Origin of the sequence: Metabacillus dongyingensis (genome assembly GCF_019933155.2) — a bacterium.
GTDB lineage: Bacteria > Bacillota > Bacilli > Bacillales > Bacillaceae > Bacillus_P > Bacillus_P dongyingensis.
Map to the genome: position 1 here is coordinate 684,906 of NZ_CP082944.1, position 18,409 is coordinate 703,314.

Here is an 18,409-nt window from a genome sequence, read left to right on the forward strand (position 1 = left end):
AAGTGCTGAAAAAATACCTGACTTTTCTTATTAGTATAGTTTTCTTAACATCATGCGCCTCTCAGCAGAGCGGACCTGAAAAGAAAACCGTTTTGCTTGTTTCGGCTGCAGTAAGTTTAAAAGATTCATTGAATGAGATAAAAGAACAATTTGAGGAAGAGAATCCTTCTATTGAAGTTCGCTATAATTTCAGTTCGACCGGCGCTCTAAAGCGTCAAATAGAACAAGGGGCTCCGGTAGATGTCTTTTTTTCTGCTTCAAAAGATCTTTTTGAACAGCTGGGTAAAAAGGGTTTACTAAATGAATCCCTTCAAATGGATTGTTTGGGAAACAGCTTAGTGCTTATTACAAGTAAAGAGAATGAAACATTAAAAATGCAGGATCTCGCATCAGGTGATATTGGCAAGATAGCAATAGGCACACCGGAAACGGTTCCTGCCGGCAAGTATGCGAAAGAAGCTCTTGTGCATGATGATTTGTGGGAAAGAAATAAAGATCGAATAGTATATGCCAAAGATGTGCGACAGGTCCTGTCCTATGTTGAAACAGGCAATGTTCATGCGGGAATTGTATACAAAACAGATGCCGCGACTTCAGAAAAAGTGAATCAGACCCCGATAGAACCGGCCTCTTATGAGAGTATTATCTATCCGGCCGGTGTGCTGGAGGAAACTGAACACGAAAGAGAAGCCGAAGTTTTTTTTCGTTTTCTGCAGAAAGAACAATCGATAAAAGTATTTGAGCAGCAGGGATTTAAGGTGCTTCATAAAGGTGATCGCGATGTGGAGTGAATTCAGTCAGCCTATTGCGCTGTCGCTTCAGGTTGCAGTGGTATCTAGTGTAATAGTCGTATTAAGCGGAACTTTTATTGGCAGGATCATGGCAAGAACCTCGTTTAAAGGGAAGACAGTGATTGAGACATTCCTCATGCTGCCGCTTGTTCTCCCGCCTACGGTTGTTGGATTTCTCCTGATTGTCATTTTCGGAATGAATAGCCCGGCTGGTCAACTTATTGAACGCATTGCAGGATTTCCAGTTATTTTCACCTGGTGGGCAGCCGTTATTGCGGCATGCGTAGTTTCTTTTCCGCTTATGTATCAGGCTTCTAAGCTTGGCTTTCAAATAATTGATCGTGAAATCGAAGATGCTTCGAGGGTAGATGGAGCGGATGAACGCCAGGTTTTCAGGCATGTTTCGATCCCGCTCGCGATTCCGTCACTCGTCACGGGGGCGGTTCTTGCGTTTACAAGAGCTCTCGGTGAGTTCGGGGCAAGCCTGATGTTTGCAGGGAATATTCCGGGGCAGACACAGACGGCTGCAACTGCTATATATGTTGCAATCGATTCAGGGGATATGACGATCGCGTGGCTTTGGGCTGGAGCGCTTGTCTTGCTTTCGTTCAGTCTTTTGTTCGCTGTCCAGCTTATAAGAAAATAGATGCGAAATTTAAAGACAGGCCGAATATTAAGGACCTTCTTGTATATATTGTAACATTACGTGTTTTGAACATGAGGTGCTGCATATATATGGGAGGGTTATTTGCTATAGCTGTATCGCTGTGTTTGCTGATGAGCTTTACCATCTTCATCCGCACTTTTAAGGAACGAAATTTTCTATCTATAGATACACTGTTAATTGTCATCTTCTTATATCTTTCAATTTTGATTGGCTTTAGTATGATTTTCTTAATTTTGGACTCCAGCGGGTTTGAGGTGCTTGTTGATAATGGGGTTATTATGGAAGGAACCTATCTTGACCGTTTGCATACTTGCCTGTATTTCAGCGCTGTTACTCTTTTTTCATTAGGATACGGAGATGTCATTCCGATCGGGTTTGGCAGACTGCTTGCTGTTCTCGAAGCGCTTATAGGCTATGTTCTGCCTGCTGTTTTTGTTGCAAGAACGGTATGGGGACTGGAAAAAGGGTCATAAGTTGAATCATTCTGTGGAATTGGGTAGTCTTATACTAAACCAATTTTGCGGAGGCTGATATTTTTGACAACTCAAATCGGACAAACTGCACCAGATTTTGAACTGACAGCTGATAACGGGGAAAAAGTGAAGCTTTCAGATTTTAAAGGAAAGCATGTCATACTTTATTTTTACCCAAAAGATATGACCCCGAGCTGCACAACTCAGGCATGTGACTTCAGAGATCAGCACAAAAGCTTTGAGGAGCTTGATGCTGTTATTCTTGGAGTCAGTACAGATGCACAGAGCAAGCATGAAAAATTCAAAGCCAAGTACGATCTTCCATTTCTTTTATTGGTGGATGAAAATCACGAAGCTGCTGAAAAATACGGAGTATGGAAGCTGAAGAAAAACTTTGGAAAAGAATATATGGGAATTGAACGTTCAACTTTCCTTATCAATAAGGACGGCGAGCTTGTCAAAGAGTGGCGGAAAGTAAAAGTGAAGGGTCATGTGGAAGAAGCCCTTCAATATATGAAAGAAAATTTGTCATAACAAGCCTTTTTTTTAGGAACTGAGTCAAACGTCCAGACAAAAAATAAGAACCCGGAGTATGTTGTAAAGAAGGCATAACCTCCTCATTCGTTAGCGCAATTAAGTGCAGGAACTTTGGTTCCTGCACTCTTTTTATTTTTGGTAAAATAAAAGGAAAAAGGAGAAATTGGTTTTGAAGATTTTATCAACGGTAAAGCTGCCTGTTTATTTAAAGGAAGAATTAGTAAATGAATTTCCTGATTTGGATTTTAATTTTGACAACAGGATAAATGATGTCCTTAATGAGGTAAAAGAAGCTGAAGTGATTTTGACATACGGGGAAGATCTGACAGCTGACATTATTGGGCAGGCAAAAGAACTGAAATGGCTGATGGTTTCGTCTGCAGGGATGGACAAGCTCCCTTTTGATGCTTTAATACATCAAAAAATACTGGTAACCAACTCTAAAGGCGTGCATAAGATTCCAATGGCTGAGTATACAATCTCAATGATGCTGCAAATTTCAAGAGAGTCACAGCAGCTGCGCGAGAATCAGCAGGAGAGAAAATGGGACCGCAGAGTCAAAATGCATGAACTCCATGGGAAAAAGATCTTTATATTAGGAGCAGGTGCAATCGGAACTGAAATTGCAAGGCTCGCAAAAGCTTTCGGGATGAAAACGGAAGGGATGAACAGATCCGGGAGAATCGTTGAATATTTTGATAAAATTCATACATACAATGGTTTAGAAGAAGGAATGAGAAAAGCAGACTTTGTTGTTTCTGTTCTCCCTAGTACAAAAGAAACAAAAGAGTTGTTGAATTATAAAGCATTCAGCTGGATGAAACCAGCAGGCATATTTATTAATATCGGACGCGGAGATGCTGTATGCGAAGCGGATTTAGTAAAAGCATTAAACGAGGGAAAGCTTAAGCATGCAGTGCTTGATGTGTTCGAAGAGGAGCCATTGAGAGAAAATCATCCATTCTGGAGAATGAAGAATGTCACAGTAACACCGCATTTGTCGGGCATAACTGAGAACTATCTACCAAGAGCGATGGATATCTTTAAGAGAAATTTGGCGTTATATATAGATGGAGATTATTCATCCATGGAAAATGCAATCGATCTAAAACAAGGATACTGAGGCCTAAAATAAAAAGAAGGCTGTCTAACCGCAATTGACAAAAGTCCCAGTCACAATGTACACTATTTATAAATATTATAAAGTAAGAATGTTTTTCAGGAAAGAGGTGCATAGCAGATGTCTGAACATCAGTTAAAAGAAGCACTTGACACGCTGAAGCAGACTGGAGTGCGCATTACTCCCCAGCGTCATGCCATTTTAGAATACCTTATTCAATCTATGACTCACCCTACAGCTGATGATATTTATAAATCCTTGGAAAGCAAATTTCCAAATATGAGCGTTGCAACGGTCTATAACAATTTGCGTGTATTTCGCGAGGTAGGCCTTGTCAAAGAATTAACATACGGGGATGCTTCGAGCAGATTTGATTTTGTCACAACGGAGCATTACCATGTTATTTGTGAAAAATGCGGAAAGATTGTAGATTTTCATTATCCGGGACTAGATGAGGTAGAACATCTTGCTTCACACGTGACAGGTTTTAAAGTAAGTCACCATCGCATGGAGATCTACGGAGTGTGCGGAAGCTGCGAAAAGAAAGAAGCGCATTAAACGGACTGAATGTCTTTATAAGCATTCAGTCTTTTTTTCTAAAATATAAGCGGGGTGCATATACTGCACTCCGCTTTTTTTATTCGACCGTTTTGCGATTGTATTTTTCATCAAAGTCTTTGCCTTCCAGATTCGGATCCAGCGTCAGCGGTTCGTTGCAATACATGCACATATCAACCCTGCCGAGAATCTTCGTTGTTTTGCCGCATGAAGGGCATGTTACTTGAACAGCTTTAGTCGAGAGCATGCCGATCCAGAAGTAAACAACCGTGCTTCCTACTATAGATAATAACCCGAGCATCATGAATATGGTCATGACAATCGGAGAAGTTCTGAAGAAGATGCCAATATACATAATAAAAAATCCAATAAAGACTAAACTCAATGCAAACGTGCGGATTTTATTAATCTTGCTAGAATATTTCGCTGCCATTATTCCGACCTCCCAAATACCAATATAGCACAAATGTAAGGGATTTCGCAGAAAATATCCAATGGTGCCTTAAATAAAAAAGACAGGAAATCTCAGAAAATAATAGATTCTCTATCAGCATTCACTTATAATTTTGAAGTGCTGTATTTGAAAGGGATTTTATCTCCTATGTAGAATTCTGATATATAGTCATAAATTAAATGGGGGAATCACAATGGAAAATCTTCTCCGTCCTATTTATCAAGAGAGAGCAAGTCATCCAGACACATTAGCAATCGTCATGATTGAAAAGAGAAACCAAACATCACCGCTTACAGATAATTTGGATGTCGCGCTGCTTGTTATTGTAAAAGAAGCGAAGCAGCCTGTTTATATTAAGCATTATGAATTTGATAATCAAAAGGCTTCACTTAATATTGTGACTGATGAACAGATTCAGCAGTGGATCCTGCTTGGAACAAACCGGCGCATTGTAGAATGGATTTTAAACGGGAAAGTTCTCTTTGACAGAAATGAATACCTTGGCAAGCTTTTGGATCGTCTAAAAATGTTTCCTTTCTCAGAACGCAGATTAAAAATCGGCCTCGAGTATGGCAAGCTTATTAGAAGATACTTGGAAGGCAAGGTGTTTTTTGAATCAAAGCAGTTCCTTGATGCGTACAATCATATCGTTCACGCCCTTCATCATCTGGCCAGACTTGAAGTGATTGATCATGGATTTTATCCTGAGGTTACGGTCTGGAATCAAGTGAGGCAGATGGAACCGCAGGTTTATAAGCTGTATAAAGAGCTGGTTGAAAGTGAAGAGTCATTAGAAAAAAGACTTGAACTCCTCTTTTTGGCGAGTGATTTCCTGATTCACTCCAAATCAGAAATTGGTGCAGGACATCTGTTAAGCATCCTTTCTGAAAAAGAAGTGTGGCACTATGCAGAGCTTCTCGAGCATCCGGAAGCTAAATATTATTCGGTAGACTTAAGTGTGTTATTAGAGTTTCTTGTAGATAAAAATTTCGTTGAAGTTGTTCAGATTGAAACGAAAGGACAAAGGATTTTCCATCGCGGATATTCTGTTACAAAAAAGTATTGACTTTAGTTTTTTACGATGATATATTAATAAGCGTCGCTGCTGAAGCAAGTTCAAACATGACGGCGCAGACAGCGACTTTCAATTAAAAAAACTTCTTAAAAAAATGTTGACACTGAGTTAACGAAATGTTATATTAAGAAGGTCGCTTCAAGAGCGAAAATGATCTTTGAAAACTAAACAAAACCAAAAGCGTACCAAACGTTTTAAATTTTTAAGTCAGCAACAAATTGAGTCACAAATTTTCTTCGGAGAGTTTGATCCTGGCTCAGGACGAACGCTGGCGGCGTGCCTAATACATGCAAGTCGAGCGGACCTCTTCGGAGGTCAGCGGCGGACGGGTGAGTAACACGTGGGCAACCTGCCTGTAAGACTGGGATAACTCCGGGAAACCGGAGCTAATACCGGATAGTATCTTGAACCGCATGGTTCAAGTTGGAAAGACGGTTTCGGCTGTCACTTACAGATGGGCCCGCGGCGCATTAGCTAGTTGGTGAGGTAATGGCTCACCAAGGCAACGATGCGTAGCCGACCTGAGAGGGTGATCGGCCACACTGGGACTGAGACACGGCCCAGACTCCTACGGGAGGCAGCAGTAGGGAATCTTCCGCAATGGACGAAAGTCTGACGGAGCAACGCCGCGTGAGTGATGAAGGTTTTCGGATCGTAAAACTCTGTTGTTAGGGAAGAACAAGTGCGAGAGTAACTGCTCGCACCTTGACGGTACCTAACCAGAAAGCCACGGCTAACTACGTGCCAGCAGCCGCGGTAATACGTAGGTGGCAAGCGTTGTCCGGAATTATTGGGCGTAAAGCGCGCGCAGGCGGTTTCTTAAGTCTGATGTGAAAGCCCCCGGCTCAACCGGGGAGGGTCATTGGAAACTGGGAAACTTGAGTGCAGAAGAGGAGAGTGGAATTCCACGTGTAGCGGTGAAATGCGTAGAGATGTGGAGGAACACCAGTGGCGAAGGCGACTCTCTGGTCTGTAACTGACGCTGAGGCGCGAAAGCGTGGGGAGCGAACAGGATTAGATACCCTGGTAGTCCACGCCGTAAACGATGAGTGCTAAGTGTTAGAGGGTTTCCGCCCTTTAGTGCTGCAGCTAACGCATTAAGCACTCCGCCTGGGGAGTACGGTCGCAAGACTGAAACTCAAAGGAATTGACGGGGGCCCGCACAAGCGGTGGAGCATGTGGTTTAATTCGAAGCAACGCGAAGAACCTTACCAGGTCTTGACATCCTTTGCCACTTCTAGAGATAGAAGGTTCCCCTTCGGGGGACAAAGTGACAGGTGGTGCATGGTTGTCGTCAGCTCGTGTCGTGAGATGTTGGGTTAAGTCCCGCAACGAGCGCAACCCTTGATCTTAGTTGCCAGCATTCAGTTGGGCACTCTAAGGTGACTGCCGGTGACAAACCGGAGGAAGGTGGGGATGACGTCAAATCATCATGCCCCTTATGACCTGGGCTACACACGTGCTACAATGGATGGTACAAAGGGCTGCGAGACCGCGAGGTTTAGCCAATCCCATAAAACCATTCTCAGTTCGGATTGCAGGCTGCAACTCGCCTGCATGAAGCTGGAATCGCTAGTAATCGCGGATCAGCATGCCGCGGTGAATACGTTCCCGGGCCTTGTACACACCGCCCGTCACACCACGAGAGTTTGCAACACCCGAAGTCGGTGGGGTAACCGCAAGGAGCCAGCCGCCTAAGGTGGGGTAGATGATTGGGGTGAAGTCGTAACAAGGTAGCCGTATCGGAAGGTGCGGCTGGATCACCTCCTTTCTAAGGAAGATATGAGGACGCTTTTGGTTTTTGTTTAGTTTTGAGAGATCATTCTCTCTATGATAGAAGACAAATCATCCGGTTTGTCGGTTGTTCTTTGAAAACTAGATAACGTAATTGATAACAAGTAATTCACTGAGATTTACGCTTACCATAATTAGTGATTTTCTAGACATTTATGTCTAAACAAACAACGAAATGCGAAACGCATCTTGTGATGCGATTGACCATTTAGGTTAAGTTATGAAGGGCGCACGGTGGATGCCTTGGCACTAGGAGCCGATGAAGGACGGGACTAACACCGATATGCTTTGGGGAGCTGTAAGTAAGCTTTGATCCAGAGATTTCCGAATGGGGAAACCCACTGTTCGTAATGGAACAGTATCTTTATCTGAATACATAGGATAATGAAGGCAGACCCGGGGAACTGAAACATCTAAGTACCCGGAGGAAGAGAAAGCAAACGCGATTTCCCAAGTAGCGGCGAGCGAAACGGAATTAGCCCAAACCAAGAGGCTTGCCTCTTGGGGTTGTAGGACACTCTATACGGAGTTACAAAGGAACGGGGTAGATGAAGCGACCTGGAAAGGTCCGTCAGAGAAGGTAATAACCCTGTAGTCGAAACTTCGTTCCCTCCAGAGTGGATCCTGAGTACGGCGGGACACGAGAAATCCCGTCGGAAGCAGGGAGGACCATCTCCCAAGGCTAAATACTCCCTAGTGACCGATAGTGAACCAGTACCGTGAGGGAAAGGTGAAAAGCACCCCGGAAGGGGAGTGAAAAGATCCTGAAACCGTGTGCTTACAAGTAGTCAGAGCCCGTTAATGGGTGATGGCGTGCCTTTTGTAGAATGAACCGGCGAGTTACGATCCCGTGCAAGGTTAAGTTGATGAGACGGAGCCGCAGCGAAAGCGAGTCTGAATAGGGCGTTTTAGTACGTGGTCGTAGACCCGAAACCAGGTGATCTACCCATGTCCAGGGTGAAGTTCAGGTAACACTGAATGGAGGCCCGAACCCACGCACGTTGAAAAGTGCGGGGATGAGGTGTGGGTAGCGGAGAAATTCCAATCGAACCTGGAGATAGCTGGTTCTCTCCGAAATAGCTTTAGGGCTAGCCTCAAGTATGAGAGTCTTGGAGGTAGAGCACTGATTGGACTAGGGGCCCTCATCGGGTTACCGAATTCAGTCAAACTCCGAATGCCAAAGACTTGCTCCTTGGGAGTCAGACTGCGAGTGATAAGATCCGTAGTCAAGAGGGAAACAGCCCAGACCACCAGCTAAGGTCCCAAAGTATACGTTAAGTGGAAAAGGATGTGGAGTTGCTTAGACAACCAGGATGTTGGCTTAGAAGCAGCCACCATTTAAAGAGTGCGTAATAGCTCACTGGTCGAGTGACTCTGCGCCGAAAATGTACCGGGGCTAAACGTATCACCGAAGCTGTGGACTGTTCTTACGAACAGTGGTAGGAGAGCGTTCTAAGGGCGTTGAAGCTAGACCGTAAGGACTGGTGGAGCGCTTAGAAGTGAGAATGCCGGTATGAGTAGCGAAAGAGGGGTGAGAATCCCCTCCACCGAATGCCTAAGGTTTCCTGAGGAAGGCTCGTCCGCTCAGGGTTAGTCGGGACCTAAGCCGAGGCCGAAAGGCGTAGGCGATGGACAACAGGTTGATATTCCTGTACCACCTCCTCACCATTTGAGCAATGGGGGGACGCAGGAGGATAGGGCAAGCGCGCTGTTGGATATGCGCGTCCAAGCAGTTAGGCTGAGAAGTAGGCAAATCCGCTTCTCATAAAGGCTGAGCTGTGATGGCGAGGGAAATTTAGTACCGAAGTTCCTGATTCCACACTGCCAAGAAAAGCCTCTAGCGAGGTGAGAGGTGCCCGTACCGCAAACCGACACAGGTAGGCGAGGAGAGAATCCTAAGGTGAGCGAGAGAACTCTCGTTAAGGAACTCGGCAAAATGACCCCGTAACTTCGGGAGAAGGGGTGCTTTTTAGGGTTCATAGCCCTGAAAAGCCGCAGTGAATAGGCCCAGGCGACTGTTTAGCAAAAACACAGGTCTCTGCGAAGCCGCAAGGCGAAGTATAGGGGCTGACGCCTGCCCGGTGCTGGAAGGTTAAGAGGAGAGGTTAGCGCAAGCGAAGCTTTGAATTGAAGCCCCAGTAAACGGCGGCCGTAACTATAACGGTCCTAAGGTAGCGAAATTCCTTGTCGGGTAAGTTCCGACCCGCACGAAAGGCGTAACGATCTGGGCACTGTCTCAACGAGAGACTCGGTGAAATTATAGTACCTGTGAAGATGCAGGTTACCCGCGACAGGACGGAAAGACCCCGTGGAGCTTTACTGTAGCCTGATATTGAATTTTGGTACAGCTTGTACAGGATAGGTAGGAGCCTTGGAAGCCGGAGCGCCAGCTTCGGTGGAGGCATTGGTGGGATACTACCCTTGCTGTATTGAAATTCTAACCCACAGCCCTGATCGGGCTGGGAGACAGTGTCAGGTGGGCAGTTTGACTGGGGCGGTCGCCTCCTAAAATGTAACGGAGGCGCCCAAAGGTTCCCTCAGAATGGTTGGAAATCATTCGCAGAGTGTAAAGGCACAAGGGAGCTTGACTGCGAGACCTACAAGTCGAGCAGGGACGAAAGTCGGGCTTAGTGATCCGGTGGTTCCGCATGGAAGGGCCATCGCTCAACGGATAAAAGCTACCCCGGGGATAACAGGCTTATCTCCCCCAAGAGTCCACATCGACGGGGAGGTTTGGCACCTCGATGTCGGCTCATCGCATCCTGGGGCTGTAGTCGGTCCCAAGGGTTGGGCTGTTCGCCCATTAAAGCGGTACGCGAGCTGGGTTCAGAACGTCGTGAGACAGTTCGGTCCCTATCCGTCGTGGGCGCAGGAAATTTGAGAGGAGCTGTCCTTAGTACGAGAGGACCGGGATGGACGCACCGCTGGTGTACCAGTTGTCTTGCCAAAGGCATCGCTGGGTAGCTATGTGCGGAAGGGATAAGTGCTGAAAGCATCTAAGCATGAAGCCCCCCTCAAGATGAGATTTCCCATCACATTAGTGAGTAAGAACCCTGAAAGATGATCAGGTTGATAGGTCTGAGGTGGAAGCGCGGTGACGTGTGGAGCTGACAGATACTAATCGTTCGAGGACTTAACCACAGTCTAATAAAGTGTAAAACCTGAGTGAAACTTGTTATCAAACGTTATTTAGTTTTGAAAGAATAACTTCTTTCAAAAAAAAAGCTTGAAATCTTCGGATTTCATAGTATAATAATTTTTGTCACTATGTCTGGTGATGATGGCAAAGAGGTCACACCCGTTCCCATGCCGAACACGGAAGTTAAGCTCTTTAGCGCCGATGGTAGTTGGGGGTTTCCCCCTGTGAGAGTAGGACGTTGCCAGGCTAGTGAAAATATTATTCCGCAGTAGCTCAGTGGTAGAGCTATCGGCTGTTAACCGATCGGTCGTAGGTTCGAGTCCTACCTGCGGAGCCATTTTGGAGAGCTGTCCGAGTGGCCGAAGGAGCACGATTGGAAATCGTGTAGGCGGTAACCCGTCTCAAGGGTTCGAATCCCTTGCTCTCCGCCACTACTTATATAAATGGCCCGTTGGTCAAGCGGTTAAGACACCGCCCTTTCACGGCGGTAACACGGGTTCGAATCCCGTACGGGTCACCAATATCATTTTCACTGCGGAGGATTAGCTCAGCTGGGAGAGCATCTGCCTTACAAGCAGAGGGTCGGCGGTTCGAGCCCGTCATCCTCCACCATCTTTACTGAAATAAAGCAGCAAAAAAACTTCATTTATTATTGTCGCGGGGTGGAGCAGTCTGGTAGCTCGTCGGGCTCATAACCCGAAGGTCGCAGGTTCAAATCCTGTCCCCGCAACCAAATGGTCCCGTGGTGTAGCGGTTAACATGCCTGCCTGTCACGCAGGAGATCGCCGGTTCGATCCCGGTCGGGACCGCCATTCTCTTAATTAAAAAAGAATAAAATGGCTTGGTAGCTCAGTCGGTAGAGCAAAGGACTGAAAATCCTTGTGTCGGCGGTTCGATTCCGTCCCAAGCCACCATTTACACTTAAATGCCGGTGTAGCTCAATTGGTAGAGCAACTGACTTGTAATCAGTAGGTTGGGGGTTCAAGTCCTCTTGCCGGCACCACTTACAGTGTGGAGGGGTAGCGAAGTGGCTAAACGCGGCGGACTGTAAATCCGCTCCCTCCGGGTTCGGCGGTTCGAATCCGTCCCCCTCCACCATTTTATTAAAAGAATATAGGGGTATAGTTTAAAGGTAGAACAGAGGTCTCCAAAACCTCCGGTGTGGGTTCGAGTCCTACTACCCCTGCCAATTTAATTAATCTTATATAGTATAATGGCGGTTGTGGCGAAGTGGTTAACGCACCAGATTGTGGCTCTGGCATTCGTGGGTTCGATTCCCATCAGTCGCCCCATTTTTTACTTAATAGGGTTTTTATTTCTGTTTTGGGCTATAGCCAAGCGGTAAGGCAACGGACTTTGACTCCGTCATGCGCTGGTTCGAATCCAGCTAGCCCAGCCATTTTCAATCTAAAGTCATCTTTGTGCAGCTCCTGCATAAAATACATTACAATGCGATTTGCGGAAGTAGTTCAGTGGTAGAACACCACCTTGCCAAGGTGGGGGTCGCGGGTTCGAATCCCGTCTTCCGCTCCAATAGTTGAGGCGGCATAGCCAAGTGGTAAGGCAGAGGTCTGCAAAACCTTTATCCCCGGTTCAAATCCGGGTGTCGCCTCCAATTTTTATTTATCACCCTTGCCGGGGTGGCGGAACTGGCAGACGCACAGGACTTAAAATCCTGCGGTAGGTGACTACCGTACCGGTTCGATTCCGGTCCTCGGCACCATCTTCATCACAATTTCATTTGCCGGTGTGGCGGAATTGGCAGACGCGCACGACTCAAAATCGTGTTCCTCTGGAGTGCCGGTTCGACCCCGGCCACCGGTATCGAAATTTTATTACTTTCAATTACAAGTGAATTAAGTAATATCAACGTTTAAAAACGTCTCTACAGTTATTGTAGAGGCGTTTTTTTGTTGTCTTTTTATCTTTTTTTTACATGACATCCTCAAATGAAATCGTGTTCCTTAATCGTGTGCACCGTTGAAGGAGGAATTATTATGACAAGGCGTAAGAATGTTTTAAATGATGATGAACTGGCTGTTATTCAAAGTAAGTAAAAGCTTATGTAGAGACATTTAAAGATGCTATTCAATTGTTCATTAAGGATTGCGAATTTCGAAATTTAAGACCTCATACAATTCAATATTACTTGAATGGAATACAAGCATTTTTAAATCAACTTAAAGATCAGGGTATTGATATTACTTTATTGAAACCATCTAACCTAACTGAAGAACATATTAAAAACAATGTGATTCTCTATATGCGTAATTTTAAGGGTAGCAGAGTAGTTATTTAGAACAAAAAGAAAGCCACGAGTTTTGGAACAAATATTGGGTTTAAGAAATATTGACAGGTTGCTTTTTTTATTTTGTTCCGCAATCGGACACATTTATTGAAGACCAACTAATAAAACAATCCCTACCCTATCTTATTTTTTGCAAAATATATATATTATTTCGTTACTATCGGCAGTTACTGGAACTTCTTTTCCTAAGCCGGAGTTGATTTCAGAATGGTTAGCACTTATATTTAATATTAAAATTAAATTATTTAATATTTAAGTTCGATTTTATAAATTATTTTAAGTTGATATTTGATATTATTAAAAAACGTAGTATAATATGGTTAATAAAAGAAAGGAGCAAAACATGGCATATCCTTTACTCACAAATTGTCCGGTTTGCAGCGAATCATTAAAAATTACAAAGCTACAATGCGGACATTGTCAGACAACAATAGAAAATGAATTTGAAGCTTCAAAACTGTCTGCTTTAGGTCAGGAACAACTGCATTTTATTGAAACTTTCCTTAAATGCCGCGGGAATATAAAAGAAGTGGAGAAGGAATTAGGCATTTCCTATCCAACGGTCAGGGGTAAATTAGATGATATCATTTCCATCCTAGGATATAACGCACAAAAGAAACCGGGAGTCGATAAGAAAAAGATTGTTGGCCTTTTAGAAAAGGGAGAAATTACAGCGGAAGAAGCAATCCGTTTATTAAAAGAGGGGGAAGCAGAATGAAGGACGAAATTTCAAGGGTATTAACGATGATGGAAGAAGGAAAGATTGATAAAGAAAAAGCGAGTGAATTAATTAATATCCTCCGAGAAAAAGACCAGCCAGAACTTTTTTCATTAAAGAAAGAAGTACCATATGGCAATAAAATATTAAAGATTCGTGTTACCTCTGAAGAAGGTGATAATGTAAATGTGAATTTACCAATTAATCTGGTAAAAGCTGTTTTGAAAGTAGGTACAAATATTGCGGAAAAAATCCCCGAGGCAGAAAAATATGTAAAAGATATTAATGTTGACCTGCTCATCGAGGCAATCGAAAACGAATTGGACGGACAGATTGTTGATATCACCTCGGCTAACGGTGATAAAGTTTTCGTGGTGATTGAGTAGTTTATGTTAAAAGTTAAGGTGAAAGTAAAGGATAAGCGGTTCTCCATTCCCGTTCCTTATGCGGTTTTAAATATGGTTAGTTTGATTATTACTTCAAAGAGAGTTAACCGCATAATTAATAAGGCAATTGAAAAGGATGGCAGTAAATTCAGTTTTCCGGAAATTGAAAGAAAAGATTTAAAACCATTGTTGCAAGGACTTTCTATGCACAAAGGCCTAGTGCTTGTGGAAACCAAATTAAAAGACGGTACCGAAGTAAAAGTGAAGTTGTGAAGCATTATTCAAATAGGGATAATGCTTTTTTAATAGGGGTAGCGTCATGGAGTTGATTTACAACTTTAAGGAAATTACAATATAAAAAAGCCCAATTTTAAGCACTGAAATTTTGAAATTGGGCTTTTTTATATTTACTTATAGTGAAAAATAGCACTTAAAATAGCCCCTAAAGGGACAGTTCAAGCAGCAAGTTATGAAGAAGCAGAAATACTAGAAAATGAAATAATCAAGCAACTAGAAGAACTTCAAAAGTAAAGTTCATGACGATTTCAACTGGTGCTGGACCGCTGTTGACAGCTCTTAAACGATACGTTTCATCCCACCGAGCGGTTATTCTCCATTGCTGGTTGCCGCAGTCCAGGTACTCCCAAACTTGCACATCGTCTCCGGCAGAGATTCCGGAAGCATCCAGTACGAACTTGCTTCACCCACGTGTACTTTATATGCTCCATGGGAAACTCCATCTATCTTCCACCTTTGATCGTTCTAAATCAGGAGACATCAGTTTTTCTGATAAGTTTTCCGCCTATCATGAAACAAGAGTTACGCCAAAGAAAAAACGAGTGAAACAGAGTATTTTCGTAGACGAATTTTCCATTGAGGTATTCGGAAACGACAGCCTTTCCGTATTCCAAAATGTTGTGTTTCCGGACGGAGCAAGTGATGGCCAGAGCTTTTACAGCAAGGGCGTTCCGTTCAAGATCAGACTATAACGTCGTGGTATACATTTACTGCAGGAAATTTACAGTTATGAAATATCATCTTTGTCAATAAAATGAAAGAGTTATTTATTTTACATAAGGAGGTTTGTATATTGGGAGAAAAACTTAAGATTCTTGTGATTATGAAACACTTTCAAAAACAGTTTCCGACTTATCAATCTCTTTATGAAACGATAACTGAGCTGGAAAAACAGGCTGAGATTAAATACTGGGATAAAGATGGCGATATTCATGATATCCTGAAAACATTGAATTTTTTACCGGATTTTATTCTTCAATATGACGTAGCCTGGAATCACGCTTTCTCACCAAAGGTAAACGGACTTGGTGAAGTCGACATACCAAAAGGCTGCATTGTCATAGATATCCATTATTCCCCTCAAATAAGGAATCAATATTTTAATGATACGAAAATAGATCTTATCTTTTCACTGACTAAATCAGCTTTTTTAAACAGGTTCGAACAGTATAGAAATAAATTTAAATGGTTTCCCTTTGCCGTCAACCCTATGATCTACAAAGATTGGAAAATGGATAAAAAAATAAACTTCTTATTGATGGGGCAAGTGCATGACCGTGAAGGAAGAGCAATTGATGTTCCAAAAACTCCCCGCGGAAAATACCCATTCAGAGAAGAAGTGCTGATAAAAATGAGGGATGTTGAAGGCTTTGTTTTCAATCCTCACCCCGGGCAAGCGACAAGGTCAAAAAATGCCATCATCAACGAGAAATATGCACAAGAAATCAATAAATCTAAAATTTTTTTTACTTGCGGGTCCATCTATAACTATCCCGTACAAAAATTTTTTGAAGCTCCTGCCTGCAGGTCCTTAATGCTGGCAGAGCCTGCAGATGACATTTCAGAGTTGGGGTTTAAGGACGGACATAACTTTGTTTCATGCAACAAGGATAATTTTTATGAGAAAGCAATGTATTACTTGAAAAACGAAGAGAAAAGGCAGGAGATAACGGATAATGGGTATACGTTTATTCATCAGCATCATACAAACAAAGAAAGAATAAAAAGATTACTGCAGGACATTCAACAATTCATTGAAAGCAAAAAAAATACTTCTTAGGAAGAGTTTCAGACTGTCGACAAATCCCCCTTTTTTGGGGGAATTGTCGACAGTTTTTTTTAATTAAAGTAGAACAATTCAGAGGTGATTTGGATGTTGTCTAAAACTTGAGAAGGTTACACTTGAACAGTTGGTGCCGAAAAATCACTTAGTCCGTTAAATTGAACAGGCTCTCGATTTTTCTTTCAGCAATCCTTTAGGAGAGAAAGTCTACTCCGCAGATCGAGGCCGTACAAGTAATTGACCCAGTTATTTTGATTAAAATGGCCTTCATCCAATACCTTTTCGGTATTCAATCAATGAGAAGAACCATAGAAGAGATTGAAAGGAACTTTGCCTACCGGTGATTTTTAGGATTTGCCTTATCCAAATGAATAAAAATATAGTCAAAATATTGCACCTTCTTCGTCAATTTAGTCTCCCTATATAAGTAAGCGCTACCATTATAATAAAAGAAAGCGATTACAATAAAAGGGGTGGTGATACGGTTGGAAACGAAAATTCAAACGGATCCGGTAAGCACGAAATCTCATATGGAGGCAGTACCTAAAAAGAAATTTAAGTATAAGAGTTTACTAACATACGCTGCCTTTGTTGGACCGGCACTTTTATTTTTCTTAGTTATTCAAATTCTTCCGTTCTTAATGGGTCTTTATTATTCATTTACTTCATGGAATGGAGTCAGCTCGGCTGTTGAGTGGGTAGGAATTGAGAATTATAAGAAGATCTTTACGAACGATCCGGCCTTTTTTAATTCTTTTATGTTTACGACGAAATTTATGTTTGCGGCTGTTATTATTAGTAACTTAATAGGTTTTGCGTTTGCGCTGATTTTAAATGCTGCGCTAAAAACCAAGAACATATTGCGGACCGTGTTTTTCATTCCTAACGTGATCGGCGGGTTATTGCTCGGATTTATCTGGCAGTTTATTTTTGTAAAAGGATTTGCTTCGATCGGGAACATGACGGGCATCGAATTTTTCAAAATGCCGTGGCTTGGGGATGAAACGACAGCGTTCTGGGGAATTGTCATCGTATTTGCATGGCAGACCAGCGGTTATATGATGGTCATCTATATTGCAGCGCTTCAAGGTGTGGATAATTCACTGCTGGAGGCTGCGAAAATGGATGGTGCATCAAGCTTCACACTTTTAACAAAAATCATTATTCCTTTGATATTACCGGCATTTACGATTTGTCTGTTCTTAACGATTTCGATGGCATTCAAGATCTTTGACCTGAATATTTCCCTGACAGGCGGGGGGCCATTCAATTCAACTCAGTCTGTAGCGATTAACATTTATCAGGAAGCCTTCCAGAACAACCGTTATGGATTAGGTACAGCGAAGTCCATTCTGTTCTTTGTAGTAGTTGCAATCTTTACTACAGTTCAGGTAATGATGACGAAGAAGAGGGAGGTTGAGGCTTAATGGGTAACCGGTATACAAGCAGGACGTTTATATTAGAGATAATAGCCATTGCCGTCGCGCTCATTTTCCTTGTTCCTTTTTACTTCGTGCTGATCAACTCTGTCAAGCCGTTTGCGGCAATCCTCATTGATGCTGCAGCATGGCCGAAGGAATTCATGTTTTCTAACTATGCCAAGGTGTGGGAGATCATCAACTTCCCTCGTGCATTCTGGAACTCCCTTGTGATTACAGTTTTCAGTAACATTGGTTTAGTTATCATTAGTTCGATGGCTGCATGGAAAATGGTCCGCACGCCAGGAAAGTTCAGCAAGATTTTATTCATTCTCTTCGTAGCTGCCATGGTCATCCCGTTTCAGACGGTCATGATCCCGCTTATGAAGCTTGGCGGTACGCTCGGGATAACAAATAGTATTCCAGGCTTAATCATGATGTATTTTGGATTTGGTGTTCCGCTGTCGCTGTTCTTATATCATGGATTCGTAAAAACAGTTCCTGTGGAAATTGAAGAATCAGCGAAAATAGACGGATGCAGCGAGTTCGGAGTATTTTGGAGAATTGTTTTCCCTCTCCTAAAACCGATTACTGTCACGGTCGTTATTTTGAATACACTATGGATCTGGAATGATTATCTGCTTCCATTGCTGGTTCTTCAGGATGCAGAGCTGCGGACGATTCCGCTTGCAGCAAGCTCATTCTTTGCTCAATATACGAAGCAGTGGGATATGGGTCTTGCCGCGTTAGTGCTTGGTATTACACCAGTGGTCATCTTCTTCTTATTCTTACAGAAGCACATAATCAAGGGAATTGCTTCTGGCTCGATCAAGTAGATATAAAGTTTCTGCATTCATTGGATGTAATGGGTGCAGAAAATTATATAATATA

Annotated in this window: 16 protein-coding genes, 16 tRNA genes, 3 rRNA genes and 1 pseudogene; 34 read left to right on the forward strand and 2 right to left on the reverse strand. The window is 43.1% G+C overall.

Features of this window, described 5'->3' with window-relative positions:
- The first annotated feature begins 2 nt into the window (after positions 1-2).
- From modA to perR, 6 genes are all read left to right on the forward strand, one after another.
- Positions 3-791, forward strand: coding sequence for a molybdate ABC transporter substrate-binding protein (gene modA / locus K8L98_RS03500; RefSeq protein ID WP_223439755.1), 789 nt, complete (start codon positions 3-5; stop codon positions 789-791).
- Entirely contained in the window at positions 781-1,437 is a 657-nt protein-coding gene (modB, locus tag K8L98_RS03505; RefSeq protein WP_223443125.1) for a molybdate ABC transporter permease subunit, read from the forward strand. Before modA ends, modB begins: the two co-directional genes overlap by 11 nt.
- Before the next feature lie 89 nt (positions 1,438-1,526).
- Complete coding sequence (locus K8L98_RS03510) at positions 1,527-1,931, forward strand: ion channel (protein WP_223439757.1); 405 nt, start codon at positions 1,527-1,529, stop codon at positions 1,929-1,931.
- 63 nt (positions 1,932-1,994) lie between these two features.
- Complete coding sequence (gene bcp, locus K8L98_RS03515) at positions 1,995-2,465, forward strand: thioredoxin-dependent thiol peroxidase (RefSeq protein WP_223439759.1); 471 nt, start codon at positions 1,995-1,997, stop codon at positions 2,463-2,465.
- A 172-nt stretch (positions 2,466-2,637) separates the two neighbouring features.
- The gene (locus tag K8L98_RS03520; protein ID WP_223439761.1) at positions 2,638-3,591 is read left to right on the forward strand and encodes a D-2-hydroxyacid dehydrogenase; all 954 of its coding nucleotides are present in this window, start codon (positions 2,638-2,640) and stop codon (positions 3,589-3,591) included.
- Positions 3,592-3,708: 117 nt separating this feature from the next.
- On the forward strand, positions 3,709-4,146 hold the full coding sequence (gene perR / locus K8L98_RS03525) for a peroxide-responsive transcriptional repressor PerR (RefSeq protein ID WP_223439763.1): 438 nt from the start codon (positions 3,709-3,711) through the stop codon (positions 4,144-4,146).
- Between the two features lie 79 nt (positions 4,147-4,225).
- On the opposite strand, the gene K8L98_RS03530 is transcribed toward perR, so the two are convergent.
- Complete coding sequence (locus tag K8L98_RS03530) at positions 4,226-4,579, reverse strand: YgzB family protein (protein WP_070877017.1); 354 nt, start codon at positions 4,577-4,579, stop codon at positions 4,226-4,228.
- A gap of 214 nt (positions 4,580-4,793) precedes the next feature.
- Between K8L98_RS03530 and K8L98_RS03535 the strand changes: the two genes are divergently transcribed.
- From K8L98_RS03535 to K8L98_RS03650, 23 genes are all read left to right on the forward strand, one after another.
- Positions 4,794-5,666, forward strand: a complete 873-nt coding sequence (locus tag K8L98_RS03535) for a nucleotidyltransferase-like protein (RefSeq protein ID WP_223439765.1) — start codon at positions 4,794-4,796, stop codon at positions 5,664-5,666.
- A 242-nt stretch (positions 5,667-5,908) separates the two neighbouring features.
- Positions 5,909-7,446 (forward strand): 16S ribosomal RNA (locus K8L98_RS03540).
- 234 nt (positions 7,447-7,680) lie between these two features.
- Positions 7,681-10,610 (forward strand): 23S ribosomal RNA (locus tag K8L98_RS03545).
- Between the two features lie 129 nt (positions 10,611-10,739).
- Positions 10,740-10,855 (forward strand): 5S ribosomal RNA (gene rrf / locus K8L98_RS03550).
- Together the 16S, 23S and 5S rRNA genes with 16 tRNA genes alongside form the textbook arrangement of a ribosomal RNA operon.
- 15 nt (positions 10,856-10,870) lie before the next feature.
- A tRNA-Asn gene (locus tag K8L98_RS03555) sits at positions 10,871-10,945 on the forward strand.
- A gap of 4 nt (positions 10,946-10,949) precedes the next feature.
- Positions 10,950-11,039: transfer RNA gene (locus K8L98_RS03560), tRNA-Ser, on the forward strand.
- A gap of 14 nt (positions 11,040-11,053) precedes the next feature.
- Positions 11,054-11,128 (forward strand) — tRNA-Glu (locus K8L98_RS03565).
- 16 nt (positions 11,129-11,144) lie between these two features.
- Positions 11,145-11,220 (forward strand) — tRNA-Val (locus K8L98_RS03570).
- A gap of 44 nt (positions 11,221-11,264) precedes the next feature.
- A tRNA-Met gene (locus K8L98_RS03575) sits at positions 11,265-11,341 on the forward strand.
- Positions 11,342-11,344: 3 nt separating this feature from the next.
- A tRNA-Asp gene (locus K8L98_RS03580) sits at positions 11,345-11,420 on the forward strand.
- Positions 11,421-11,446: 26 nt separating this feature from the next.
- Positions 11,447-11,522 (forward strand) — tRNA-Phe (locus K8L98_RS03585).
- Positions 11,523-11,535: 13 nt separating this feature from the next.
- A tRNA-Thr gene (locus tag K8L98_RS03590) sits at positions 11,536-11,611 on the forward strand.
- Positions 11,612-11,621: 10 nt separating this feature from the next.
- Positions 11,622-11,706: transfer RNA gene (locus K8L98_RS03595), tRNA-Tyr, on the forward strand.
- 17 nt (positions 11,707-11,723) lie between these two features.
- Positions 11,724-11,797 (forward strand) — tRNA-Trp (locus K8L98_RS03600).
- Between the two features lie 27 nt (positions 11,798-11,824).
- Positions 11,825-11,900, forward strand: a tRNA-His gene (locus K8L98_RS03605).
- Positions 11,901-11,932: 32 nt separating this feature from the next.
- A tRNA-Gln gene (locus K8L98_RS03610) sits at positions 11,933-12,007 on the forward strand.
- A 59-nt stretch (positions 12,008-12,066) separates the two neighbouring features.
- Positions 12,067-12,141: transfer RNA gene (locus K8L98_RS03615), tRNA-Gly, on the forward strand.
- An 8-nt stretch (positions 12,142-12,149) separates the two neighbouring features.
- Positions 12,150-12,223 (forward strand) — tRNA-Cys (locus K8L98_RS03620).
- Positions 12,224-12,242: 19 nt separating this feature from the next.
- Positions 12,243-12,331, forward strand: a tRNA-Leu gene (locus K8L98_RS03625).
- Positions 12,332-12,351: 20 nt separating this feature from the next.
- Positions 12,352-12,432, forward strand: a tRNA-Leu gene (locus K8L98_RS03630).
- 827 nt (positions 12,433-13,259) lie between these two features.
- Complete coding sequence (locus tag K8L98_RS03640) at positions 13,260-13,634, forward strand: DUF2089 domain-containing protein (RefSeq protein ID WP_223439769.1); 375 nt, start codon at positions 13,260-13,262, stop codon at positions 13,632-13,634.
- Positions 13,631-14,020 carry a hypothetical protein gene (locus K8L98_RS03645; RefSeq protein ID WP_223439771.1) on the forward strand — a complete coding sequence of 130 codons (390 nt, stop codon included), beginning with the start codon at positions 13,631-13,633 and terminating at the stop codon, positions 14,018-14,020. The genes K8L98_RS03640 and K8L98_RS03645 overlap by 4 nt, the downstream gene beginning before the upstream one ends.
- A 3-nt stretch (positions 14,021-14,023) precedes the next feature.
- Positions 14,024-14,293 (forward strand): hypothetical protein, encoded by a 270-nt coding sequence (locus K8L98_RS03650; RefSeq protein ID WP_223439773.1) that lies wholly within the window; start codon positions 14,024-14,026, stop codon positions 14,291-14,293.
- Between the two features lie 229 nt (positions 14,294-14,522).
- Here the strand turns inward: K8L98_RS03650 and K8L98_RS26780 are convergent, their stop codons facing one another.
- Positions 14,523-14,675, reverse strand: coding sequence for an RICIN domain-containing protein (locus K8L98_RS26780; RefSeq protein WP_420828821.1), 153 nt, complete (start codon positions 14,673-14,675; stop codon positions 14,523-14,525).
- 64 nt (positions 14,676-14,739) lie between these two features.
- On the opposite strand from K8L98_RS26780, the gene K8L98_RS26785 reads away from it, so the two are divergent.
- The 5 genes and pseudogenes from K8L98_RS26785 (at position 14,740) to K8L98_RS03675 (ending at position 18,354) form a co-directional block, all read left to right on the forward strand.
- Complete coding sequence (locus tag K8L98_RS26785) at positions 14,740-15,009, forward strand: GH32 C-terminal domain-containing protein (RefSeq protein WP_223443131.1); 270 nt, start codon at positions 14,740-14,742, stop codon at positions 15,007-15,009.
- 101 nt (positions 15,010-15,110) lie between these two features.
- The gene (locus K8L98_RS03660) at positions 15,111-16,097 is read left to right on the forward strand and encodes a glycosyltransferase family protein (protein WP_223439775.1); all 987 of its coding nucleotides are present in this window, start codon (positions 15,111-15,113) and stop codon (positions 16,095-16,097) included.
- 130 nt (positions 16,098-16,227) lie between these two features.
- Positions 16,228-16,441: pseudogene (locus tag K8L98_RS03665) on the forward strand (transposase); the annotation flags it as partial.
- Between the two features lie 144 nt (positions 16,442-16,585).
- Complete coding sequence (locus K8L98_RS03670) at positions 16,586-17,527, forward strand: carbohydrate ABC transporter permease (protein ID WP_420828822.1); 942 nt, start codon at positions 16,586-16,588, stop codon at positions 17,525-17,527.
- On the forward strand, positions 17,527-18,354 hold the full coding sequence (locus tag K8L98_RS03675; RefSeq protein ID WP_223439777.1) for a carbohydrate ABC transporter permease: 828 nt from the start codon (positions 17,527-17,529) through the stop codon (positions 18,352-18,354). The genes K8L98_RS03670 and K8L98_RS03675 overlap by 1 nt, the downstream gene beginning before the upstream one ends.
- The last annotated feature ends 55 nt before the right edge of the window (positions 18,355-18,409 follow it).

Excerpts from the sequence above, each read along its gene's own strand:
- K8L98_RS03675 (WP_223439777.1), top strand. The coding sequence starts at position 17,527 with ATGGGTAACCGGTATACAAGCAGGACGTTTATATTAGAGATAATAGCC.
- modB (WP_223443125.1), top strand. The coding sequence starts at position 781 with ATGTGGAGTGAATTCAGTCAGCCTATTGCGCTGTCGCTTCAGGTTGCA.
- K8L98_RS03535 (WP_223439765.1), top strand. The coding sequence starts at position 4,794 with ATGGAAAATCTTCTCCGTCCTATTTATCAAGAGAGAGCAAGTCATCCA.
- K8L98_RS03650 (WP_223439773.1), top strand. The coding sequence starts at position 14,024 with ATGTTAAAAGTTAAGGTGAAAGTAAAGGATAAGCGGTTCTCCATTCCC.
- K8L98_RS26785 (WP_223443131.1), top strand. The coding sequence starts at position 14,740 with ATGCTCCATGGGAAACTCCATCTATCTTCCACCTTTGATCGTTCTAAA.
- perR (WP_223439763.1), top strand. The coding sequence starts at position 3,709 with ATGTCTGAACATCAGTTAAAAGAAGCACTTGACACGCTGAAGCAGACT.
- K8L98_RS03645 (WP_223439771.1), top strand. The coding sequence starts at position 13,631 with ATGAAGGACGAAATTTCAAGGGTATTAACGATGATGGAAGAAGGAAAG.
- K8L98_RS03640 (WP_223439769.1), top strand. The coding sequence starts at position 13,260 with ATGGCATATCCTTTACTCACAAATTGTCCGGTTTGCAGCGAATCATTA.
- K8L98_RS03530 (WP_070877017.1), bottom strand. The coding sequence starts at position 4,579 with ATGGCAGCGAAATATTCTAGCAAGATTAATAAAATCCGCACGTTTGCA.
- K8L98_RS03510 (WP_223439757.1), top strand. The coding sequence starts at position 1,527 with ATGGGAGGGTTATTTGCTATAGCTGTATCGCTGTGTTTGCTGATGAGC.